This is a genomic window from Thiohalophilus sp. (assembly GCF_031581315.1).
Taxonomy (GTDB): Bacteria; Pseudomonadota; Gammaproteobacteria; order UBA6429; family Thiohalophilaceae; genus Thiohalophilus.
The window spans coordinates 1-21,506 of record NZ_JAVLAZ010000032.1; the positions used below are offsets into that span (position 1 = coordinate 1).

A 21,506-nucleotide genomic window follows, 5' to 3' on the forward strand; every position below is an offset into this window, starting at 1 on the left:
TCCAGTTCCATTTTCTCCCGCGCCGCGATTTCCTCGGCCGGCGCGATCAACATGACGTTGCCGTTCTCGCGCTTGTCGAGCCCTTTTGTCTTCAGGATCAGATCCAGTGCCTGATCCCATGGCACGTTTTTCAGCCGCAGGGTTACGTTGCCGGAGACCGTATCGCTGGTCACCATGTTAATCCCGGTGAAATCAGCGATCAGCTGGAGTACGGCCCGCACTTCGATATTCTGGAAATTGAGCGACAGCTTTTCGCCGGTATATTCCTGCCGACGACGCGGCCGATCCTCTTCTTCCTCTTTGACAACCGGTTTGATGTCGATGGTCAGTTTCTGATCGGCCTGATAGGCAATATGTTCAAACTCATCCTTGGTATTGATAATGACACGCGCATCGTTGCCCTGGTTGAAAGCATCCACGGTACTGACCGGCGTGGCAAAATCCAGCACATCGACCCGCCGTTCCAGCTCTTCATCCAGTGCGCTGTTCTTCAATGTCACGACCACCTGGCTGCCGCGACGTTTCATATCCACGGCGGTATTCGGATCGGCGAGGGTCATTTGTACCCGGCCTTCGCCCGCCTCACCACGTCTGAAATCCAGATCCAGGACGTTTACCGAGGCAGCTCCATCTTTGGATGCCACACTCCGGGAATCATCCGCCCGAGAGAACTGTGTTTCGCCGGATTCATTCAGGGTGATAATGACATCGTTACCTTCCAGTACTGTGTTGTATCCCACCAGTTCTGACAGATTCAGCACGACCCGGGTCCGCCCACCGGCTTCCGCCGTGCTGACACTGCGCGCCACACCAATGCCGATATCCGTTTTACGCTCGCTGAGATTCAGTTTGGTGTCCGGCAAATCGAACGCGATGCGGGCCGGATTATCGATAGTGAAGCTGGCCGGCTCGACATCCAGTGCCCTGTCCAGCTTCAGTTTGATCTGGACCTTGTCACCGGGCAGGGTCGAATAACTGATATCAGTCAGGCTGTTCTGTGCCTGTGCCTGTGCCGATGCAGAGGCAAGAAACATCAGTAACACTACCAGCAGGCCGGTGCGCTTGATGATTCCGCTTGCGTAACCATTTTGCTTGATCATGGTTCTACTCCAAAAAATTATACAGAGCCCGATTTACTCGCTTTCCAGCGACAGGGACGCCTCTCTTTCAATCCATCCACCACTTCCGTCAGATACAATTTCCTGTATCAGGATTTGCGTCTCGGAAATTTCTTGTATTTCGCCATAATTCTGGCCGATATAGTTACCTTCTCTGACCTTGTATACGGTCGAATCCGGTGCAGAAATCAGACCCCATAACACACCGTCTTTTTCCAGATGCCCGACAAAGACCAGTGAGTCGAGCGTGAATTGCTCCAGCGCCTCACGTTTGCGATTAGTATCGGGGCGCAGATCCGAATTTACTGGGGTCTCCTGAACGGCCTGTTGCTGAATAAACGGGGCGAACGGATCACGCAGATCGCCCGGTACATAGGTGAAAGTCTCGTAAGGCTTCACCTCGGGCAGCGGTTCAATACGGCCTTTTTTTTGTTCCTTGACCTGTTTTACATATTGCTGCAGATCGGCATGTTCCGGACCACCGCATGCCGTAACAAGCACCGGTATCACACTCAACAGGCCGAATTTTATCAATTTAGTTTTCAGCATAACTCGCATCCGGGAATCGACCCTACCGCCTCCGCTTCCTGTTCTTGGATCGCGCCGCAGCCAGCTCTTCTTCATCAAGATACCGATAGGTTTTGGCTGTCACATCCATCTTCAAGCGACCATCCCTATCACTTGATAGGTTGATGTTATGCAGGGTGACAATGCGTGGCAGGGCGGCGACGCCACTGACGAACCGACCAAACTGGTGGTAATCCCCCAGCATACTGATCTGAATGGGTAATTCGGCGTAAAACTCGATCTGCTTCTCTGATTGCGGCTTGAATAGTTCAAACTCGATGCCACTGCTCAGCCCGGTCTGGGAAATATCGATCAACAGATCATCCACTTCTGTTTTACTGGGCAACTGGCGCAGCATGGTCCCGAAGGACTCTTCCATCTCCTTCATCTGTCTTTTGTAGGCGTCCAGGTTGGCGGCCTTGGCCTGCTTCTTTTCGAATTCGCTCTTGAGAGAATTTTCCTGAGCCCGAACCCGCTCCAGTTCATCGAGCTTTTTCTGAATATGCAGAAAATAGCCGGCGCCGAGTACGATAAGACACATCACCGCAACCACCACCCCCTTGACCGCGGCCGGCCAGGAACCGATGGTACTGAGATCAAGTTCGCTTAAGTCCAAATCTTTCATTTTTTCTGATTCTCATTGCCGGTGTCTTTTTTGACCTGCGACAGATGCAGAACAAACGAGCGGGTACTGTCTCGCTGGCTAGATTTGCCTTTTTTCTCTATGACTTCCAGGCGGGGTTCAGCCAGCCAGTCGGAGCCCTCGATATTGCGCATAAACGCCGAAACCCGGGCATTGGACTGGGCTACGCCGTTCAGCACCAGTTTGTCCCCGGACTGTTTCAGACTATCCAGATGAATGCCGTCCGGAATAATGCGTGCGATCTCATCGAACAGGTGAACCACTTCAGGGCGGTTACGCTGCAGTTCCTGGATGACCTCCATCCGCGCAAGCAGGCGTTGCTTGTCTTCTTCCAGTTTGTTGATTTCCTTGATCTGTTTTTCTACCTTGCTGATTTCACCTTGCAGGAATCGATTACGGGATTCCTGATGATCGATCATGCCGGCAATACGCAGATGCACTACAAGAATAATCAATGCCATAAGAACAGCAGACAGTCCCAGAATCGTCAGAAACTGGCGTTGCTGTTCACGTCGCTGTTCTTCGCGCCAGGGTAAGAGGTTGATATGCGCCATCAGTCAAAGCTCCTCATGGCCAACCCGCAGGCAATCATCAATGCCGGGGCATCATTACTCAGACTCTGTGCCTTGACCCGGGACGCCAGGGTCATATTGGTAAACGGATTGGCCACCGAGGTATGCACGCCCAGCTTATCGGCGATCAATTCATCAATACCGGCAATCATGGCGCTGCCGCCGGCCAGGACAATATGGTCGACACTGTTATAGGCACTGGAGGAGAAGAAAAACTGCAGGGAACGGCTGACTTGCTGCACCATGGCATCCTTGAAGGGCTCCAGGACTTCGGGAACATAGTTGTCCGGCAATCCCCCCTGGCGCTTGGCCATGCCGGCTTCTTCATAGGAGAGGCCATAGCGGCGCTGGATTTCTTCGGTCAGTTGCTTGCCCCCGAACACCTGCTCGCGGGTGTAGATATTTTTCAGATCGTGCATGACATTCAGCGTGGTCATGGTAGCCCCCACATCAACCACGGCCACGGTCTGATCCATCCCCTGTTCCGGTAGCTGGGGCGCCAGCAGCTGGAAGGCATTTTCCATCGCGTAGGCTTCCACATCGACGATCTTTGCCTTCAGGCCGGCCAGTTCCATGGCGGCGACCCGCACATCCACGTTTTCACTGCGCGAGGCGGCCAGCAGGACATCGACCCGTTCCGGATCGTTATCCGAGGCGCCCAGCACCTCGAAATCGAGGTTTACTTCTTCCAGGGGATAGGGAATGTATTGATCGGCTTCGAGCTGGATTTGCTGTTCCATGTCGTCCTCGCCGAGCGAGGCGGGCATGGAAATAATCTTGGTTATTACTGCGGAACCGGCCACGGCTGCGGCCGCCTGCTTGTTGCGGGTGCCCGAGCGCTTGAGTGCCCGTTTGATCGCTTCGCCCACCGCCTCGACATCGGAGATGTTTTTCTCGATCACCGAGTTGGGGGGGAGCGGCTCAACCGCGTAACTTTCGACCCGCAGACGATCTCCGGCCTTGCCCAGTTCCAGCAGTTTGATCGCCGTGGAACTGATGTCTAGCCCGATCACCGGGGGTTTTTTCGGCTTGATGAGATCGCTGAGACCCATATTTTTCTTTATTCGTAGTAAGTTATGGTAGATATATGTATAACTACTTTAGGTTTATGAGTCAACTATAGGACATCAAATATATAAAAACAAATGGGAATAGTGTTCACAGAACAGAAGATTTATACTGGACGCTTGCGCTGTATCGGATGGCACAATCCGATTCTTTATTAAAATTAGACATATGAAGCCTATATTTAAGAAACTGGTCACATTCTCCCTGGCCTCCATCCTGACTCTGTCTCTGATTGGCGTCGTTGGTCTGCTTGGCGCCTACGCCTATATCACACCCAAACTGCCCGATATCGACACACTCAAGGATGTGAAACTCCAGGTACCGCTGCGCGTCTACGACAAACAGGGCGGATTGATCGCGGAATTCGGCGAAATGAAGCGATCTCCATTGAAATATGAGGAAATTCCCGAAAGCCTGATCCAGGCGGTACTGGCCGCCGAGGACGACCGGTTTTTTGAGCATCCGGGGGTCGATTACCAGGGAATCCTCCGCGCGGCGATCAATCTGGTTCTGACCGGTGAGAAGGGCCAGGGCGGCAGCACCATCACCATGCAGGTGGCGCGCAACTTCTTCCTGAGCCGGGAAAAAACCTATCTGCGCAAGCTCAATGAAATCTTCCTGGCCCTGAAAATCGAGGGCGAGCTTTCCAAAGAGGATATCCTTTCCCTCTACCTGAACAAGATCTATCTGGGCAAACGGGCCTACGGCGCCGCGGCCGCGGCTCAGGTGTACTACGGTAAAGAACCGGCCCAGCTGACCCTCGATGAGGTGGCGATGATCGCCGGGCTGCCCAAGGCGCCTTCCAGCTATAACCCGATCGCCAATCCCGCACGGGCCATTCAACGCCGTAACTATGTACTGGGGCGTATGCGCGACCTCGAGTTCATCAGTGAGGAGGCCTATCAGCTTGCCCTGGCGGTGCCGGTCCATGCCGAAGTGCATGGCCAGGACACCGATCTCGAAGCCCCCTATATCGCCGAGATGGTGCGCAACGAGATGGTCGCCCGCTATGGCGATGATGCCTACACCGCCGGCTACGAGGTCTATACCACCGTTGATCCACAAAAACAGCAGGCCGCCAATGCCGCCCTGCGTGAGGCCCTGCTCGAATACGACCGGCGCCACGGTTATCGCGGCCCGGTGCAACAGATTGATTTGCTTGGCAATATCGCTGCCGATCCCGCGCTGCAACCGGGCGAACTGCCGGACGAAAACCCGACATGGCTTGATACCCCCGACGCCGAAACAGACTGGCCAGATCGACTCTCGGATGTGCCGGCACCGGGTAATCTGACACCGGCGGTGGTCCTCGAGGTCGAGGAGCAGGCAGTCTATGCCATCACTCGCGATAACCGGATCGCCTATCTACCCTGGGAACAACTCAGCTGGGCACGCGAATATATCGACGAGAACAATCTCGGTCCGGAACTGGAATCGGCCGGCGACGTATTACAGCGCGGCGATATTATCTATGTCGCGCCGGCCACCAACGGTTGCAGCTGGCTGGCCCAGCCGCCCCAGGTGGGTGGCGCGCTGGTCTCGCTCAACCCCGATAACGGGGCCATTGAGGCCCTGAGCGGCGGGTTCGACTATTACGCCAGCAAGTTCAACCGGGTTGTCCAGGCCGAACGTCAGCCGGGTTCCAGTTTCAAACCCTTTATCTATTCCGCCGCCATCGACAAGGGTTTCACCGCCGCCAGTATCATCAATGATGCACCGGTAGTGTTCGATGCCCCCGGACTGGAAGATACCTGGCGACCGGAAAATTACAGTGGCCGTTTCTATGGCCCCACCCGGCTGCGAGTCGCCCTGTTCAAATCCCGCAATCTGGTTTCCATCCGGCTGTTGCGCGAGATCGGCATCGGCTATGCACTGCGTTATCTGGAACGTTTCGGCTTCGACAGCCGTCGACTGCCGCGCGATCTGTCACTGGCACTGGGCAGCGGGGTGCTGACCCCCATGGAACTGGCCCGGGGTTATACCGTGTTTGCCAACGGCGGTTACCTGATTGAGCCCAACCTGATTGACTATGTGCGCGACGCCGATCAGAAAGTGGTTCTGCTCAACCGCAGACCCGTGGTGTGCCCCGAGTGCCTGGAGACAACCGCCGAGGAAGAGGAGAAGGACAACGGCCAGACTGAAACCGGGACGACTGTTACCGCCGACGATCCCGGTACAGAAGAATCAGAGTGGGTGCCCAGCTTCACCCGTGAAGATGTCACCCCCGAAGAGTGGATGCAAACCATGCAGGGGCCCCGGAAACCGGCTATTGCACCCCGCGTCCTCCCACCCCAGACCGCCTTTTTGATGAACACCATGATGCGCGATGTGGTGCGCTATGGCACCGGCCGCGGGGCGCATGTGCTGGGGCGCAATGATCTGGCGGGCAAGACAGGCACCACCAACGACCAGCGCGATGCCTGGTTCTCCGGTTTCAACCGCAATGTCGTTACCATCTCATGGGTCGGATTCGATACGCCCAAACCGCTCGGTAACCGCGAAACCGGGGCCCGCGCCGCGCTGCCGATGTGGATCAAATACATGCGCGAGGCACTGCGTGATGAACCCGAAGCCCGGCTGCAACAACCGCCGGGGATCGTCTCGGTATTGATCGATCCAGAAACCGGTGAACTGGCCCGCAGCGGCGATCCCGATGCTGTCTTCGAATATTTCCTCGCAGACCAGGTTCCCGAACGCCGCGCCGGCGGCGGCAATGACAGCAACGGCGAACGCCGGGATAATGGCAATATCACCCGCGATCTCTTCTAAATCGGCGGTCTCCATGGGGCACAAAAACAGCAAGGATCTGCAAATGCGCCAGCGCCTGGCCCAGGCTGCGGCACAGATTCTGGCCGAATCCGGCAGCCGGGATTTTTATGCCGCCAAGCGCAAGGCCGCGCTGCACCTGGGCGCTGTCGATACCCGCAACATGCCCAGTAACACCGAAATCGATCAGGCCCTGCGCGAATACCAGCGCCTGTTCCGTGCCGATGCCCAGCCTGCCGCCCTGCAGCAGTTACGCAACCGCGCCCTGCAGGCGATGGAGTTTTTTGCCGATTACCGTCCCAAACTGGTGGGCAGTGTCCTCGATGGCAGCGCCGATGAACACTCGCCGGTGGTCCTGCATGTTTTCGTGCCGCGCCTCGAGGATCTCGATATCTTTTTGATGGAGCATCAGATCCCCTATGAACAGGGGGAGCGCAAGGTGCGTTTCTCCCCCGAACAGAGCGTCACGCTGCCGGTGCTGCGCTTTTATGCCCAGGACACGCGTATTGAGCTGGTGGTGTTTATTCAGGACGGCCCCCTCCAGCCCCCCCTGAGCCCGGTGGATGGGCGGCCGATGCAGCGGGCGTCATTGAACCGGGTGCGGGAACTGGTCAACGGGGACACCATGGAAAACTGATCCACCGCCACCCAAACGCATCACGGCGTCTCGCTATTCCCCGGCCGGATATCCCGCGCCACACCGCTGTCGCGGGCGGCCTGCGCCACAGCCTGTGACACAAAACTCCTCAGCCGCGGATCAAACGGTTTGGGAATAATGTAGTCCCGGCCAAACTTCAGCTGCGCCAGTCCATAGGCCTGCAACACGCTGTCCGGCACCGGCTCATGGGCCAGTTGTGCCAGCGCCCGCACCGCCGCGATCTGCATTTCAGTGTTGATGGCCGACGCCTGCACATCCAGTGCGCCGCGGAAAATAAACGGAAAACCCAGCACGTTATTCACCTGGTTGGGATAATCGCTGCGCCCGGTCGCCATGATCAGGTCCGAACGCGCCGCATGAGCGTTGGCCGGCGTAATCTCCGGATCCGGGTTGGACAGGGCAAAGACAATCGGATTGTCTGCCATACTCTGCAGCATAGCGGGCGAGACCAGATCGGGCCCCGAGACCCCAATAAACACATCCGCCCCGACCAGCGCCTCCTCCAGAGTACGCTGGCCGGTGCGCCGGGCAAACTCCCGCTTGTGCGGATTGATATTGCGTCGCTCGGAATGAATCACACCCCGGCGATCGACCAGGGTGATATGCCGCTTATCGGCACCCAGTTTATGCAACAGCCGCATCGAGGCGATCCCGGCCGAACCGGCGCCCAGGCACACGATGCGTGTCTCTTTCAGATTGCGCCCGGTCAATTCCAGGGCATTGAGCAAGCCGGCGGCGATAATGATCGCGGTGCCGTGCTGATCGTCATGGAATACCGGAATATCCAGCTGTTCCTTGAGCGCCTGTTCGATATCGAAGCAGTCTGGCGCGGCGATATCCTCCAGGTTGATGCCCCCGAAACTCGGGGCGATACGCCGCACGGTATCGATAAAGGCTTTGGGGGATTCGGCATCCACTTCGATATCCACCACATCCACATCGGCGAAGTGTTTGAACAACACCGCCTTGCCTTCCATCACCGGCTTGCCGGCCAGTGCCCCCACGTTGCCCAGCCCCAGCACCGCACTGCCATTGGAAATAACCGCCACCAGATTGCCCTTGTTGGTGTAACGATAGGCCTGCTGCGGGTCCCCGGCAATCGCCTGCACCGGCACGGCGACCCCGGGCGTATAGGCCAGACTCAGATCGTTCTGGGTCGCGACCGGTTTGGTCAGGGCCGTGGCGGTTTTACCCGGACGTGGCTCGGCGTGGTAGCGCAGGGCCTGTTCGGCAAAAGAAAGTTCATCATCATTCATTGTGTGATCACTGTTATCGACCGTATATCGCTGTCAGGGGAACAGGATGCCCGCCTGTCGGGATAAAACCACATGGTGGCGCATCGATCGCGGTTTTACCAGTCGCCCCTGGCGGCTTTCAGGGGATTTCCAGCAGGGCAGCCGGATGCCGCAGGCGCATACGCCACTGGTTATTACGCCGGTAGATCCAGCCCTGGGCAAACAGCGGCTGATCGTGCCAGGTTTCGATCCGATCGCGCTCGAAATGCGGTAACTCCGGGCGGGCAATCCGCAAGGCAAACGCCGGGCCGAGATTCAGCCACAACGAGGAACGGCTTTCGCCAATCCGACTCAGATACCCCCGCACCACACGGTACTGGCCGCTGTGCTGCGAGCTCAACGCCGCCACGGGCAATGTTTGATAGGCCGACAGGGCCCACAGACCGCGTTTATGTCGGCGTGCCGCGGCCTGGGCGCGCCGATAACAATCGAGAAACCGCAGGTTGGGCGGAATCACCAGCAGCTGGCCAGCGCCTCCCTCAAGTAGCCGGCGGGTGATATTGCGCCCCTGTTGATCGAACACGTGGGCCAGCAGGCGACCGTAATGGTCCCGCTGCTCCCGGTCATACACCAGCCCCCAGGGCCCCTCGGCCAGCGCCTGCAGTTGCCGGCGGGCCACCCCGGCATGGGGTTCGGCCGGCGCCTCGTCACGGGCCCGTTCCGGGGTGTTAATGCCGATCAGGCGCAGCTTGCGCCCGTCGCGCAGATGCACGGTATCGCCATCATGGACATACCGCACCGTCACCTTCTCATCGAGCTGTACCGGTCGGCAGGCATCGGCCATCGGCCCCGATGACCAGACTACCAACAAAAAAGGCGCTGAAAACAGCGCCTTTTTGATGATGTCCGTCGTGCGTTTTGTCACGGGACTTACTTTTTCATGCCGTACTTCTGACGGAACTTGTCCACGCGACCGGCGGTATCCAGCAACTTCTGCTTGCCGGTATAGAACGGATGGCACTGGGCGCAGACTTCGATGTTCAGATCCTTGCCGACCGTCGAACGGGTGGTGAAGTGATTGCCACAACTGCAGGTGACAGACACTTCCTGATAAGCGGGGTGGATTTCAGCTTTCATGGGTAACCTCATAGTCTCTTTCGGGCGCATCGCCACCCCGGCCTCTCCGGAGCACCATACGCAACGAGGCCGGCGATCATACGGTAATCAACCACCGCAGGGCAAGTGTTTGCGCCAATTCAGGCCTTGTCGCGCTGCGGGGCGGGAAACGGCAGGATCCGGGCGCAGCGCCGGAACGGCCGCCGGGAGTGTTGCAAATCCTCGTAAGCCTCGCCGAGGTGGCTAAAGGTATCCCACATCATGTTGGAAATGGAAATACAGGCGGACAGGGGGTTGCTGGAGGTGTTGCGCACCTGGTTGACCCGCCATTGCAGGCGACGCAACCGCTCCCGACGATCCGCCGGTGCGCGGTCGATACAATAATCGAGAACCCGGTTACGCAGGGTCTCAAAACGTTCGGGATCGGTCTCGGCCAGGTGGGCCCAGGTATCAAAATCGATATGACAAGCAATCTCGGGTCGGGTCATGGGTCGGTCCTGCTTCACCGCAATCACTATTGGGAGTCAGACCGGCATGGCGCGCCGCGCGCCATGCCGATACCCAAATAGTCGTCGTTTTCAGGGGCCTTGTCAAAAACGGGGACGTGCGCCAGCTCACAAACTCTCTGAACAATAGCGGACAAGAGCCTGTAAATGCAGGATTTTTGCCTGATCGAGGCAGATCGGACGAATTTGTGATTCTCTGCCGTCTGCTCCGTCCCTGAGGAATCCGGCGCCCTCGCGCAGGCACAAGGGAGCAGGAATCGAACGCGCTACGCCTAACGCTTCATGGAGTCGAAGAACTCGGCGTTGGTCTTGGTCGCCTCGAGCTTGCTATGCAAAAATTCCATCGCCGCGACTTCGTCCATATCGTGCACTACCTTGCGCAGGATCCACAGCTTTTGCAGCTCGTCGGGGGCGGTCAGCAACTCTTCGCGCCGGGTGCCGGAACGGTTGATGTTGATGGAGGGATAGATACGCCGTTCGGCAATTTTACGATCCAGGTGGATCTCCATGTTACCGGTGCCCTTGAATTCCTCGTAGATCACATCGTCCATGCGCGAACCGGTCTCCACCAGCGCGGTGGCGACGATGGTCAGGCTGCCGCCTTCCTCGATGTTGCGCGCCGCGCCGAAAAAGCGCTTCGGCCGTTGCAGAGCATTGGCGTCCACGCCGCCGGTCAGCACCTTACCGGAGGAAGGCACCACGGTGTTGTAGGCGCGGCCCAGACGGGTGATGGAATCGAGCAGGATCACCACGTCCTTGCGGTGTTCAACCAGGCGTTTGGCCTTTTCGATCACCATTTCGGCCACCTGCACGTGGCGACTGGCGGGTTCATCGAAGGTACTGGAGACCACCTCACCGCGTACCGAGCGGGACATTTCGGTCACTTCCTCGGGCCGCTCGTCGATCAACAGCACGATCAGATGACACTCGGGATAATTATGCGTGATGGAATGAGCAATATTGTGCAACATCATGGTCTTGCCGGCCTTGGGCGGCGAAACCAGCAGGGCGCGCTGTCCCTTGCCGATGGGTGACACCATATCGATGACCCGGGCGGTAATATCCTCGGAACTGCCGTTGCCAATCTCCAGCTGCATGCGCTCGTTGGGGTGCAGCGGGGTCAGGTTTTCGAACAACACCTTGTTCTTGGCTTTTTCCGGCGGCTCAAAGTTGATTTCGTTGACCTTGAGCATGGCAAAGTAACGCTCGCTGTCTTTCGGCGGGCGAATCTTGCCGGCGATGGTGTCGCCGGTGCGCAGGGCAAAACGGCGAATCTGGCTGGGCGAGACATAAATATCATCCGGCCCGGCCATGTAGGAGCTTTCCGCCGAGCGCAGAAAACCGAAACCGTCCTGCAGGATCTCCAGGACACCATCGCCATAAATGTCCTCGCCGCTTTTGGCGTGGGCCTTGAGAATGGAAAAAATGATGTCCTGTTTGCGTGAACGGGACATATTCTCGATGCCCATTTCCTCGGCGAGGACGATCAGATCGGCGACATGTTTTTGTTTGAGTTCGGTGAGGTTCATAGATGTTGTCTTAAATCAGGTTGGTTACGCGGCGCATGACACGCACCGTATGATCGGCTGCGCGTTCAGCGTCTGTATCAGGGTTGCTAGAGGGGTGCCCGTATCAGGCAGGCTACAAATAAAACGATTGGTATTTTTACACGTTCTTGGCGCTAAGTTATCACCAAAAACCGGGCTCGTCCAGCCCATGCTAACGGGCCGGACGACAAATCTTTTACAGGTTGCTGTCGATAAAGGCCGTCAGCTGGGATTTGGATACTGCCCCCACCTTGGTCGCTTCCACATTGCCGCTCTTGAACAGCATCAGGGTCGGAATACCGCGTATGCCGAACTTGGGCGGGGTACCCGGATTCTCATCGATATTGAGTTTGGCCACCTTGATCTTGCCAGCATATTCATCGGCAATCTCATCCAGAATCGGGGCAATCATTTTGCAAGGACCGCACCAGTCTGCCCAGTAGTCCACCAGAACCGGTTCTTCCGCCTTGAGAACCTCATCTTCAAACGTGGCGTCTGTGACGTAAACGATCTTGTCGCTCAACGTAATTCTCCCATTTGTATTGTTTTGCAGTCGCAGAATATGACTGACTCGGGTGATGCCGGATGGCGAACCTTAACACGCCGTCGGGCACCGGACATACCATGTGGGCCATCTGCCCTGCCAGATCGGCTGCTGCTGGCAGGGGTGTATGAGATGACATTTGAGCCCAAGATAGCCGTTATTTCAAGCCCCAAACAGAATCCGATCTGCTATTCTGTGCGCCCATGAGTGATACACACCTGTCCGATACCCGTTTCGACAGCCTGGATCTGCCCGCGCCGCTGCTGCAAGGCATTGAAGAGGCGGGCTTTTCATACTGCACACCGGTCCAGGCCGAGACCCTGCCCATTGCTCTGGCCGGCAAGGACGTCTCCGGCCAGGCACAGACCGGCACCGGCAAGACCGCCGCGTTTCTGATCGCCATGTTCACACACCTGCTGCGCCACCCGGCCGCCGAAGATCGCCGGCCCAACCAGCCGCGCGCCCTGATCCTGGCCCCGACCCGCGAACTGGCGGTCCAGATCCACAAGGATGCCGAGCTGCTCAACAAACACCTCGGCATGCAGCTGGGCCTGGTCTACGGCGGCACCGGTTATGAGAGTCAGCGCCAGCAGCTGGAAGCCGGGGTGGATGTGCTGATCGGCACCCCCGGACGGATCATCGATTATTTCAAACAGAAGGTGTTCGATCTGCACGCCATCCAAGTGATGATCCTGGATGAGGCCGACCGCATGTTCGACCTCGGCTTCATCAAGGACATCCGTTTTTTGTTGCGCCGCCTGCCTGAAGCCGACCAGCGCCTGAACCTGCTGTTCTCCGCCACGCTCTCGCACCGGGTCAAGGAACTGGCCTACGAGCATATGAACAATCCCGAGGCGGTGGCGATCGAGCCGGAACAGATCACCGCCGAGCAGGTAGTCGAGAGCGTCTACTACCCCGCCAAGGAAGAAAAAATCAGCCTGCTGCTGGGCATTCTTGCCAACCAGCACGTTGAACGGGCCGTGATCTTTGTCAACACCAAACGGGTAGGGGAGAAAATCGCCGACTATTTGCGCGGCAACGATCAGGCCGCCGCGCTGCTGACCGGCGATGTGCCGCAAAAACAGCGCCTTGGTCTGCTAAACAAGTTCAGTGACGGTGAGCTCAACCTGCTGGTGGCCACCGATGTGGCCGCCCGCGGTCTGCACATTCCGGCGGTCAGCCATGTCATCAACTTCGATCTGCCGCAGGACGCCGAAGACTATGTGCATCGCATCGGCCGCACCGCCCGCGCCGGGGCCAAAGGCGAGGCGATCAGCTTCGCCTGCGATGAGTATGTTTTTTCGCTGCCGGATATCGAGCAATACATCGGGCACAAAATTCCCGCCGCCCCGCTGGATCCTCAGTTGCTGGTCAAGCCCAAACCGCCACAACGCGATCCCAACGCGCGCCGCGTCAGCGACAAAAAGAAAACCGGAAAAAAGAGCACCAGAAAAGGCCCCCGTCACAGCGGCCGGGTTCAATAGAACCGCCCCGGCCAGGCGCTCCGTTGCCGACGATCAGCCCGGACCATTCCGGCATCCACCCGCCGCGCGACGTCTGGCGCCGCTGCAACGGGGACAAATCGCCGGCCCGGCTTTTCAAACGCCTGGTCAGTAAACTCGGGCGTTGATCGTTGCGCTCAGGCCAACGGTCCGGGCTTGTCGCAAGGCCTTTGAAAATAACAGGTCAGCGCGCAGGTCCCGGCCGTCAGCAGCCAGAACAAAAAGAACCCGATGGTATAGCCTCCCAGCCGACTGATTTCCCCGTAGCCGGCCAGTTCACCTAGCAACACCGGATCGAACGTTGTAAAAAACAGAATGGTCGCCAGCGCGGCGGTCAAAAACGAGGGCCACAATACGGCCACGACTTTCTGGATTTTCGGTATCTGCTGTGACATCTCCAGCGCCCTCCCGGCACAAAACCTGTCAGTTATTGTTTTGCTCGCTCAGGCCCCCGACGGGCTCAAGCTGCAGCCGCCCGTCACCGGACGAGGCCATCCGCCCTGTCAAACGCCAGTGGCCACTTTCAGGTTCGAGCAGCACGTGCCAGTGCCCGACGCCGGGGACGGATTCAAACTCGCCGCGAAAGCGCGCTGGCGAAGTCTCGGTCAATTCTAAATCAATTACCTGATCCTGATCCGCCCGGGTCGGGTGCAGCAGACTCAGGCGCAGGCGCTGGGCCGGCTGGGGTTGCTTGCCCTGCAGAACCAGTTGCACCTGTCCCCCGGGACCAATCCCGCCCTCGGCGTGCAGGCCCAGAAAACGCGCGTGGCGATCCCGTGCCAGCGTCTGGTTAATCGCCAGACCCTCTTTGTAATAATCGTCGACCACCAGGCCGTCCGGGTTTTTCATCGCGATAATCAGTGTGGCGATACTGGCGATGACTGCCGTGGCGGGCAGGGCGATTAAAAACCAGGGCCAGAACTGGCGATACCAGGGGGACGGCATATCGTTCACGGTTATCTGTTGCATGGGTTCTCCCCGTTGGCCTCAATATCAACGCATGACCGGGCCAATGAAACGGCCGGTCTGGGTGACCGACAATTCCGGCTGATCGATCGCCTGTAAATGAAATTCCACGTCATAACCGGTCTTCTCCAGATAAACCGGGTCAATGCGTAATTGTACCGGCAGCTGGGTGACGCTCCCGCCTTCCACGTGCAATGTTTCGCGTGCCATGTGTAACTCCATTTGTGGCGGGCCATCGACCGTCAGCCGGTAGGTATGCGGCGCCTCATCCATATTCAGAATCTTGAGCGTATAGATATTCTCCACCAGCCCCTGACTGGTTTCCCGATACAGGGTATTACGATCGCGCATGACATTCAGTTCCAGCGGAATTCGGGTCGCTATGCTGTAAAAAACCGCCGCCGTAATGAGCAACAACAACAATCCATACACAATGATGCGGGGACGTAGCACCTTTGTCGGCTTGCCTTCCAGGGTGTTTTCGGTGGTATAGCGAACCAGACCGCGCGGATAATCCATCTTGTCCATGACTTCATTACAGGCGTCGATACAGGCGGCACACCCGATGCACTGGTACTGCAGGCCGTCACGAATATCGATGCCAGTGGGGCAGGCCTGTACACACAGGGTACAATCGATACAGTCCCCCAGCCCTTTCTCCGCTTTGTCCGTGCCACGCTTGCGCGCCCCGCGCGGCTCGCCCCGGTTGTAATCATAGGAAATGACCAGCGTGTCCTTGTCGAACATGGCGCTTTGAAAACGGGCGTAAGGACACATATAAATGCAGACCTGCTCACGCATAAACCCGGCATTGCCGTAAGTGGCAAAGCCGTAGAAAAACACCCAGAAGGTCTCCCACGGTCCCAGATCGAATTGCAGCATGCTTTGCCACAACTCGGTGATCGGCGTGAAATAGCCGACAAACGTAAAACCGGTCCACAGGGACAACAAAATCCAGACAGCCTGTTTGCTCCCCCGGCGTACGAACTTGTTGGCGTTCCAGGGCGATTTGGCCAGTTTCATCTGTTTGGGTCGATCACCCTCGATCTTGCGTTCGATCCAGAGGAACAGCTCGGTCCAGACGGTTTGTGGACAGGCATAACCACACCACACACGACCGGCCAGCGCGGTAAAGAAAAACAGTGACAGGCCGGCGATGATCAGCAGCGCCGCCAGATAGAAGAAATCCTGTGGCCAGAAGGTCAGGCCAAAGATATAAAACTTGCGCGCGGGCAGATCGAACAGCACCGCCTGATGGCCATCCCAGGAAAACCATGGCAAAAAGTAATAAAGGCCCAGCAAGACCAGTACCCCGAGAATACGCAGGGTGGCAAAGATGCCGTGCACTTCGCGCGGGTAGATTTTCTGGTGTTTGGCGTAAAGTTCCTGCTCAACCGCCTGTTCGGACGAGTGAGCCTGTTGTTTCGGGTTATTCATCAACACCCCGAGAACTGGTTGATTGTTTCCGTTTATCCCACCTGATTTCCGTCACCCGGGCACCGACCTGAACCGATGGGTTCATGACCGGCGGACGCCCGGCGGCAGACAGCTGCATGCAGTATGTCATTGTTTGGGGGGTCGAATAAAAAACACGTAAAAAAGATAGACGATGATAGCGACCGAGATCACCAAAACACTCAGCGACAGGATACCGGTCCAGGTTCCGAACAGCAGTTCCAGCATGGCGCAACTCCTTATGATGTTGGGCGGCGGACAACAGCCCGCCGCCGCAGCCGGGGATTAATCAGACAGACTATAGACGTAGGCTGCCAGCAGGTGAGCCTTGTCCTCACCGAGAAACTCCCGGTGTGCCGGCATCTTGCCCTGGCGACCATTCACAATCGTCTGGCGAATCACGCCCGGTGAACCGCCATACAGCCAGATATTGTCGGTCAGATTGGGCGCGCCCATCGTGCTCTGACCGGTGCCATCCGAACCATGGCACACCGCGCAGTTTTGTTTGAATACCTGCTGACCGGCCCTGATCTTCGCCTCATCCGCCTCGCGACCACTGAGACTCATCACGTAGGCCGTGACATTCTCAATCGCTTCCTCACCCAGGTGTCCCTGCGATGGCATCACCCCGACACGACCATCCAGAATGCTGGTCTTGATGGCTTGCGGGTGCCCCCCCCAAAGCCAGTCATCATCCTTGAGGCTCGGGAAGCCACTCGCACCGCCGGCATCGGAACCGTGGCAGGTGGCACAATAGTTCAGGAACAAACGTCGACCGGAAGCCATCGCCTCATCATCCTGTGCCAGCACCGGAATCCCGGTTTCGGCATAACGCGCAAAGATGGGACCATACTCCTGCTGGGCCACTTCCATCTCCTGTTCATACTGGCCGGTCGAGGTCCAGTTTAAGACGCCCTTGAAGTTACCCAGCCCCGGATACAGAAGCAGATAAATCAGCGCGAAAATGATGGTGATGTAAAACAGCCACAGCCACCAGTTGGGCAAGGGGTTGTTGTACTCCTCCAGATTGCCATCCCAGGTATGCCCGGTGACATCGCCTTCGGCCGCTTCGCCACTACGGCTTTTGGTGGTCCATTTAATTAACCAGTAGCAGGCGAAAATCATACCCAGGCTAATCACGGCCACAAACCAGCTCCAGAAGCTACTCATGATCCGTTCTCCTTATTCTTTTGCTCGCGGGGATATTCCGGCTCGTTCAGGGGTAAATGAGCAGCCTCGTCAAAATCACGCTTGCGTTTACTGCTCCAGGCCCAGATAAATATGCCAATGAATACCGTAAAGATGACCACGGTGTACCAGCTGCGTACATCAGTCATATCCATGCCGGTTACCTCCGTGCCTTGATGCTGGTACCCAGACTCTGCAGATAGGCCACCAGGGCGTCCATTTCCGTTTTGCCCCTGACATCATCGGCCGCACTGGCGATCTCCTCCTCGCTGTAGGTCTGGCAACCGTTGCACGTTGCTCTGGTCAGCTTGTTCATGACCTGCAGTTTCCTGGCCGTGTATTTGCCGTCGAGTTCGTTCTCCGCCAGCCAGGGGAAGCCCGGCATGTTGGATTCGGGAACCACATCCCGGGGATTGATCAGATGGACACGATGCCATTCATCCGAATAACGCCCGCCGACCCGCGCCAGATCCGGCCCGGTACGCTTGGACCCCCACTGGAAGGGACGGTCATAGACGAACTCGCCGGCCACTGAATAGTGACCGTAACGCTCGGTCTCGGCCCTGAACGGACGAATCATCTGCGAATGGCAGGTATAGCAACCTTCACGCACATAGATATCCCGCCCTTCGAGTTCCAGCGCGCTGTAAGGCTTGAGGCCATCGACCGGCTCGGTCGTATCCTTGATGAAAAACAGCGGCACGATTTCCACCAGCCCCCCGAAACTGATCACGATAACGATGAGCAGGGCCAGGAGGCCGGCACGGGTTTCCACTTTTTCATGACTCATGATGCTCTCCTCCGTTAAGCCGTCTGCGGAATGCGTTCATCCGCCGCGGCCTTCGGGCCTGCGATGGTCTTCCACACGTTGTACGCCATGATCAACATACCGGCCAGATACATCACCCCGCCAAGCAGGCGCACGGCATAGAACGGATACATGGCCTCCAGACTTTCCACAAAGCTGTAGGTCAGGGTGCCGTCATCGTTGACCGCCCTCCACATCAGTCCCTGCATTACGCCGGCGATCCACATGGAGGCGATATACACCACGATACCGATAGTGGCGATCCAGAAATGCACATCGATCAATTTCACCGAATGCATCTGCTCACGCCCGAACAACTTGGGAATCAGGAAATAGACCGAACCGATGGTGACCAGTCCGACCCAGCCCAGTGCCCCGGAATGCACATGTCCGATAGTCCAGTCGGTGTAGTGCGAGAGCGAGTTAACGGTCTTGATCGACATCATCGGCCCTTCAAAGGTCGACATGCCGTAGAACGACAACGAGACAATCAGGAATTTCAGAATCGGGTCGGTACGCAGTTTGTGCCACGCTCCCGACAGGGTCATGATCCCGTTGATCATCCCGCCCCAGGACGGCGCCAGCAGAATCAGCGAGAAGACCATGCCCAGCGACTGGGCCCAGTCGGGCAGGGCGGTATAATGCAGATGGTGCGGGCCGGCCCACATGTAAATGGCGATCAGCGACCAGAAGTGCACCACCGACAAACGATAGGAATAAATGGGTCGTTCCGCCTGCTTCGGGATAAAGTAATACATCATGCCCAGAAAGCCCGCGGTCAGGAAAAAGCCTACCGCGTTATGCCCGTACCACCACTGCACCATGGCGTCGATGGCACCGGGATAGACCGAGTAGGACTTGGTCAGGCTGATCGGCACAGCCAGGCTGTTAATTACATGCAGCACCGCAATGGTCAGGATAAAGGCGCCGAAAAACCAGTTGGCGACATAGATATGCTTGACCCGTCGCCTGGCCAGGGTACCGAAAAAGACGATGGCATAGGCGACCCAGACCAGCGTGATTAACAGGTCAATCGGCCACTCCAGTTCGGCGTATTCCTTGCTGCTGGTAAACCCCAGCGGCAGGCTGACCGCGGCCAGCAGAATCACCAGGGTCCAGCCCCAGAAGGTAAAGGCCGCCAGCCGATCGCTGAACAGGCGGACCTGACAGGTGCGCTGGACCACATAATAGGAGGTAGCAAATAGCGCCGAACCGCCGAAGGCGAAGATCACCGCGTTGGTATGCAACGGCCGCAGACGACTGTAAGTGAGCCAGGGGATATCGAAATTGAGCGCCGGCCAGACCAGCTGCGCCGCAATCACGACCCCGACCAGCATCCCGACGATGCCCCAGACCACGGTCATTACCGTAAACTGGCGCACCACCCTGTAGTTATAGGTCGATTGGTTATCCATGGACTTTCCTTTTTTATTCTCGCAAAGCAAGGGAAGGCTTCTGATTATATGACTCGAACAATATCCAAGCCGTGTCAGTAAACCTAGTCCAGGTCTTGATCTGGATCAAAAGAAAAGCCGTCTTTTTTTATATGGCGGCGTACCGGCGCTGCTGACGCCTCAGGCGCTATGGGAGCTGGAACTGTCGGCAGGCTTACCGGGCAATTCCCGGCAATTGGAGGCAATTGCCTGCAGTCCGGCGGGATCGAGGATGCGAATATGTTTACGTTCCACCTGGATCAGCCCCTGGTCCTGAAAACTCCCGAGCAGGCGACTGATGGTCTCCATCGCCATACCCAGCATGTTGGCAATATCCCCCCGCGACATACTGAGATTGAACTCGTTGGCCGCATAACCCCGCAATTTGTAACGCTCGGAGAGGCCTATCAGGAAACTGGCGAGCCGGTTTTCCACCGGCATGCGGGCGAGTACCGTCATGTGACACTGATCGTGCTGGATCTCGGCACTCATCAGGCGAAACAGATGCTGCTGCAACCCGGGAATCTCCCGGCTCAGGGTTTCGAGATGATCAAAGGGAATCTCGCAAACACTGGTGGTTTCCAGTGCCACCGCCGAGCAGGCATGCCGTTGGCTGCCGATCGCATCCAGACCGATCAACTCACCGGGCAGATGCATCCCGATCACCTGTTCCTGGCCATCGCTCTGACTGGTATAGGTCTTCAGGGATCCCGAGCGGATGGCGTACAGGGAGCTGAAGTCCTGGTCGAGGCGAAACAGAAACTCACCCTTTTCCACCGGACGGCGACGCTTGATGATCTTGTCGAGCTTGTTGAGATCCCCATCACCCAGTCCCATCGGCATACACAGTTGATAGAGACTGCACTTCTGGCACTGGGTGCGCACTTCGGACAGACTAATGACGCGTTCTCTGGACATGGACTTCGACCCGACTTCGGTTGGTTGGCTGCAACAGGCAGAGGACACCCGCCGGGTGCCTTACGCCAAACTATACTCGCACCCGGCCCCATTTAACAAAAAAGTCCGTTTAATCGTTCGATTAAAAAACGCCAGAATACCCGAGCCAAAACCTGCGGCATAACCCGGGGAATCTGGTAGAATCCCGATTTTCCCGCAGCCGCTTATTTCGGTATGCTATCGCTTTATATTAATTGGCGCCGGGCCGCGCCCCTGACTGGAGTCACCATGTCCGCACGTCGTGCCAACATCGAACGCAACACGCTGGAAACGCAGATCCAGGTCAGTATCGATCTGGACGGCCAGGGCGAGGTCGCGCTGAACACCGGCCTGCCGTTTCTCGAGCACATGCTCGAGCAGGTGGCACGCCACGGCATGATCGATATCCGCATCGAGGCCAAAGGCGATCTGCACATCGATGCGCACCACACCGTGGAGGACATCGGCATCAGTCTGGGCCAGGCCTTTGACAAGGCGGTGGGCGACAAACAGGGTATCCGCCGCTATGGCCACGCCTATGTGCCACTGGATGAGGCCCTTACCCGGGTCGTCATCGACTTCTCGGGCCGTCCCGGTCTGGAGTACGGCATCGATTTCCCGCGCTCGCACATCGGCGAGTTCGACGTGGACCTGTTTGGCGAGTTCTTCCAGGGCTTCGTCAACCACGCCCGGGCCACGTTGCACATCGACAACCTGCGCGGCCGCAACGCCCATCACATTGCCGAAACCGCCTTCAAGGCCTTCGGCCGGGCGCTGCGCATGGCACTGGAGCCGGATCCGCGGATGCAGGGTATAACGCCGTCAACCAAGGGCAGCCTCTGAGCCACAACCCCGGGGCCACCCCGCTGAGTATCCGA

General features: G+C 57.6%; 24 protein-coding genes. 4 read left to right on the plus strand and 20 right to left on the minus strand.

What is annotated here, in order from left to right; all coding sequences use genetic code 11:
* From RI563_RS06440 to RI563_RS06460, 5 genes are all read right to left on the minus strand, one after another.
* Positions 1–1,100 (minus strand): type IV pilus secretin family protein (locus tag RI563_RS06440; RefSeq protein ID WP_310693544.1); only part of this gene is annotated, 1,100 nt, incomplete at its 3' end.
* A gap of 33 nt (positions 1,101–1,133) precedes the next feature.
* The gene (locus RI563_RS06445) at positions 1,134–1,667 is read right to left on the minus strand and encodes a pilus assembly protein PilP (RefSeq protein ID WP_310693545.1); all 534 of its coding nucleotides are present in this window, start codon (positions 1,665–1,667) and stop codon (positions 1,134–1,136) included.
* A gap of 22 nt (positions 1,668–1,689) precedes the next feature.
* A complete protein-coding gene (locus RI563_RS06450; protein WP_310693546.1) occupies positions 1,690–2,310 on the minus strand; it encodes a type 4a pilus biogenesis protein PilO in 621 nt (206 codons plus the stop codon).
* Positions 2,307–2,882 carry a PilN domain-containing protein gene (locus RI563_RS06455; RefSeq protein WP_310693547.1) on the minus strand — a complete coding sequence of 192 codons (576 nt, stop codon included), beginning with the start codon at positions 2,880–2,882 and terminating at the stop codon, positions 2,307–2,309. Before RI563_RS06455 ends, RI563_RS06450 begins: the two co-directional genes overlap by 4 nt.
* Positions 2,882–3,952 carry a pilus assembly protein PilM gene (locus RI563_RS06460; protein WP_310693548.1) on the minus strand — a complete coding sequence of 357 codons (1,071 nt, stop codon included), beginning with the start codon at positions 3,950–3,952 and terminating at the stop codon, positions 2,882–2,884. Before RI563_RS06460 ends, RI563_RS06455 begins: the two co-directional genes overlap by 1 nt.
* 184 nt (positions 3,953–4,136) lie before the next feature.
* Here RI563_RS06460 and RI563_RS06465 point away from each other — a divergent pair, with 184 nt between their 5' ends.
* Together RI563_RS06465 and RI563_RS06470 are read left to right on the plus strand one after the other, a co-directional pair.
* Entirely contained in the window at positions 4,137–6,737 is a 2,601-nt protein-coding gene (locus RI563_RS06465; RefSeq protein WP_310693549.1) for a penicillin-binding protein 1A, read from the plus strand.
* The gene (locus RI563_RS06470) at positions 6,709–7,371 is read left to right on the plus strand and encodes a hypothetical protein (protein WP_310693550.1); all 663 of its coding nucleotides are present in this window, start codon (positions 6,709–6,711) and stop codon (positions 7,369–7,371) included. The genes RI563_RS06465 and RI563_RS06470 overlap by 29 nt, the downstream gene beginning before the upstream one ends.
* Before the next feature lie 20 nt (positions 7,372–7,391).
* On the opposite strand, the gene RI563_RS06475 is transcribed toward RI563_RS06470, so the two are convergent.
* The 6 genes from RI563_RS06475 to trxA all read right to left on the minus strand — a co-directional run bounded on the left by RI563_RS06475 (position 7,392) and on the right by trxA (position 12,319).
* Entirely contained in the window at positions 7,392–8,648 is a 1,257-nt protein-coding gene (locus RI563_RS06475) for a malic enzyme-like NAD(P)-binding protein (RefSeq protein WP_310693551.1), read from the minus strand.
* Between the two features lie 118 nt (positions 8,649–8,766).
* Entirely contained in the window at positions 8,767–9,552 is a 786-nt protein-coding gene (locus RI563_RS06480) for a thermonuclease family protein (RefSeq protein ID WP_310693552.1), read from the minus strand.
* A 5-nt stretch (positions 9,553–9,557) separates the two neighbouring features.
* Complete coding sequence (gene rpmE / locus RI563_RS06485; protein WP_134080516.1) at positions 9,558–9,764, minus strand: 50S ribosomal protein L31; 207 nt, start codon at positions 9,762–9,764, stop codon at positions 9,558–9,560.
* Positions 9,765–9,883: 119 nt separating this feature from the next.
* Positions 9,884–10,231, minus strand: a complete 348-nt coding sequence (locus RI563_RS06490) for a DUF3135 domain-containing protein (RefSeq protein WP_310693553.1) — start codon at positions 10,229–10,231, stop codon at positions 9,884–9,886.
* A gap of 290 nt (positions 10,232–10,521) precedes the next feature.
* Positions 10,522–11,778 carry a transcription termination factor Rho gene (gene rho / locus RI563_RS06495; RefSeq protein ID WP_310693554.1) on the minus strand — a complete coding sequence of 419 codons (1,257 nt, stop codon included), beginning with the start codon at positions 11,776–11,778 and terminating at the stop codon, positions 10,522–10,524.
* Positions 11,779–11,992: 214 nt separating this feature from the next.
* Positions 11,993–12,319, minus strand: a complete 327-nt coding sequence (gene trxA / locus RI563_RS06500; RefSeq protein WP_310693555.1) for a thioredoxin TrxA — start codon at positions 12,317–12,319, stop codon at positions 11,993–11,995.
* Between the two features lie 224 nt (positions 12,320–12,543).
* Here trxA and rhlB point away from each other — a divergent pair, with 224 nt between their 5' ends.
* Positions 12,544–13,824, plus strand: a complete 1,281-nt coding sequence (gene rhlB, locus RI563_RS06505) for an ATP-dependent RNA helicase RhlB (protein ID WP_310693556.1) — start codon at positions 12,544–12,546, stop codon at positions 13,822–13,824.
* 155 nt (positions 13,825–13,979) lie between these two features.
* Here the strand turns inward: rhlB and RI563_RS06510 are convergent, their stop codons facing one another.
* The 9 genes from RI563_RS06510 to fnr all read right to left on the minus strand — a co-directional run bounded on the left by RI563_RS06510 (position 13,980) and on the right by fnr (position 20,610).
* Complete coding sequence (locus RI563_RS06510; protein WP_310693557.1) at positions 13,980–14,237, minus strand: hypothetical protein; 258 nt, start codon at positions 14,235–14,237, stop codon at positions 13,980–13,982.
* 28 nt (positions 14,238–14,265) lie between these two features.
* Positions 14,266–14,811 (minus strand): FixH family protein, encoded by a 546-nt coding sequence (locus RI563_RS06515; protein ID WP_310693558.1) that lies wholly within the window; start codon positions 14,809–14,811, stop codon positions 14,266–14,268.
* 24 nt (positions 14,812–14,835) lie between these two features.
* Entirely contained in the window at positions 14,836–16,245 is a 1,410-nt protein-coding gene (gene ccoG / locus RI563_RS06520) for a cytochrome c oxidase accessory protein CcoG (RefSeq protein ID WP_310693559.1), read from the minus strand.
* A gap of 126 nt (positions 16,246–16,371) precedes the next feature.
* A complete protein-coding gene (locus RI563_RS06525; protein ID WP_310693560.1) occupies positions 16,372–16,491 on the minus strand; it encodes a DUF3149 domain-containing protein in 120 nt (39 codons plus the stop codon).
* 57 nt (positions 16,492–16,548) lie between these two features.
* Positions 16,549–17,433, minus strand: a complete 885-nt coding sequence (gene ccoP / locus RI563_RS06530; RefSeq protein WP_310693561.1) for a cytochrome-c oxidase, cbb3-type subunit III — start codon at positions 17,431–17,433, stop codon at positions 16,549–16,551.
* Positions 17,430–17,606, minus strand: coding sequence for a cbb3-type cytochrome c oxidase subunit 3 (locus tag RI563_RS06535; protein ID WP_310693562.1), 177 nt, complete (start codon positions 17,604–17,606; stop codon positions 17,430–17,432). The genes ccoP and RI563_RS06535 overlap by 4 nt, the downstream gene beginning before the upstream one ends.
* Before the next feature lie 5 nt (positions 17,607–17,611).
* Complete coding sequence (ccoO, locus tag RI563_RS06540) at positions 17,612–18,241, minus strand: cytochrome-c oxidase, cbb3-type subunit II (RefSeq protein WP_310693563.1); 630 nt, start codon at positions 18,239–18,241, stop codon at positions 17,612–17,614.
* Between the two features lie 14 nt (positions 18,242–18,255).
* On the minus strand, positions 18,256–19,674 hold the full coding sequence (gene ccoN / locus RI563_RS06545) for a cytochrome-c oxidase, cbb3-type subunit I (protein ID WP_310693564.1): 1,419 nt from the start codon (positions 19,672–19,674) through the stop codon (positions 18,256–18,258).
* Between the two features lie 159 nt (positions 19,675–19,833).
* Positions 19,834–20,610, minus strand: a complete 777-nt coding sequence (gene fnr, locus RI563_RS06550; RefSeq protein WP_310693565.1) for a fumarate/nitrate reduction transcriptional regulator Fnr — start codon at positions 20,608–20,610, stop codon at positions 19,834–19,836.
* Between the two features lie 267 nt (positions 20,611–20,877).
* On the opposite strand from fnr, the gene hisB reads away from it, so the two are divergent.
* On the plus strand, positions 20,878–21,471 hold the full coding sequence (gene hisB, locus RI563_RS06555) for an imidazoleglycerol-phosphate dehydratase HisB (RefSeq protein ID WP_310693566.1): 594 nt from the start codon (positions 20,878–20,880) through the stop codon (positions 21,469–21,471).
* Positions 21,472–21,506: the final 35 nt, after the last annotated feature.

Bases quoted from the DNA above. Each gene is read 5' to 3' on its own strand.
- rho (WP_310693554.1), bottom strand. From the start codon at position 11,778: ATGAACCTCACCGAACTCAAACAAAAACATGTCGCCGATCTGATCGTC.
- RI563_RS06455 (WP_310693547.1), bottom strand. From the start codon at position 2,882: ATGGCGCATATCAACCTCTTACCCTGGCGCGAAGAACAGCGACGTGAA.
- RI563_RS06445 (WP_310693545.1), bottom strand. From the start codon at position 1,667: ATGCTGAAAACTAAATTGATAAAATTCGGCCTGTTGAGTGTGATACCG.
- RI563_RS06470 (WP_310693550.1), top strand. From the start codon at position 6,709: ATGGCAATATCACCCGCGATCTCTTCTAAATCGGCGGTCTCCATGGGG.
- RI563_RS06475 (WP_310693551.1), bottom strand. From the start codon at position 8,648: ATGAATGATGATGAACTTTCTTTTGCCGAACAGGCCCTGCGCTACCAC.
- ccoN (WP_310693564.1), bottom strand. From the start codon at position 19,674: ATGGATAACCAATCGACCTATAACTACAGGGTGGTGCGCCAGTTTACG.
- RI563_RS06490 (WP_310693553.1), bottom strand. From the start codon at position 10,231: ATGACCCGACCCGAGATTGCTTGTCATATCGATTTTGATACCTGGGCC.
- RI563_RS06515 (WP_310693558.1), bottom strand. From the start codon at position 14,811: ATGCAACAGATAACCGTGAACGATATGCCGTCCCCCTGGTATCGCCAG.
- ccoO (WP_310693563.1), bottom strand. From the start codon at position 18,241: ATGAGTCATGAAAAAGTGGAAACCCGTGCCGGCCTCCTGGCCCTGCTC.
- ccoG (WP_310693559.1), bottom strand. From the start codon at position 16,245: ATGAATAACCCGAAACAACAGGCTCACTCGTCCGAACAGGCGGTTGAG.
- hisB (WP_310693566.1), top strand. From the start codon at position 20,878: ATGTCCGCACGTCGTGCCAACATCGAACGCAACACGCTGGAAACGCAG.
- RI563_RS06460 (WP_310693548.1), bottom strand. From the start codon at position 3,952: ATGGGTCTCAGCGATCTCATCAAGCCGAAAAAACCCCCGGTGATCGGG.
- RI563_RS06525 (WP_310693560.1), bottom strand. From the start codon at position 16,491: ATGCTGGAACTGCTGTTCGGAACCTGGACCGGTATCCTGTCGCTGAGT.
- RI563_RS06510 (WP_310693557.1), bottom strand. From the start codon at position 14,237: ATGTCACAGCAGATACCGAAAATCCAGAAAGTCGTGGCCGTATTGTGG.
- rpmE (WP_134080516.1), bottom strand. From the start codon at position 9,764: ATGAAAGCTGAAATCCACCCCGCTTATCAGGAAGTGTCTGTCACCTGC.
- RI563_RS06465 (WP_310693549.1), top strand. From the start codon at position 4,137: ATGAAGCCTATATTTAAGAAACTGGTCACATTCTCCCTGGCCTCCATC.
- rhlB (WP_310693556.1), top strand. From the start codon at position 12,544: ATGAGTGATACACACCTGTCCGATACCCGTTTCGACAGCCTGGATCTG.
- fnr (WP_310693565.1), bottom strand. From the start codon at position 20,610: ATGTCCAGAGAACGCGTCATTAGTCTGTCCGAAGTGCGCACCCAGTGC.
- RI563_RS06450 (WP_310693546.1), bottom strand. From the start codon at position 2,310: ATGAAAGATTTGGACTTAAGCGAACTTGATCTCAGTACCATCGGTTCC.
- ccoP (WP_310693561.1), bottom strand. From the start codon at position 17,433: ATGAGTAGCTTCTGGAGCTGGTTTGTGGCCGTGATTAGCCTGGGTATG.
- RI563_RS06535 (WP_310693562.1), bottom strand. From the start codon at position 17,606: ATGGATATGACTGATGTACGCAGCTGGTACACCGTGGTCATCTTTACG.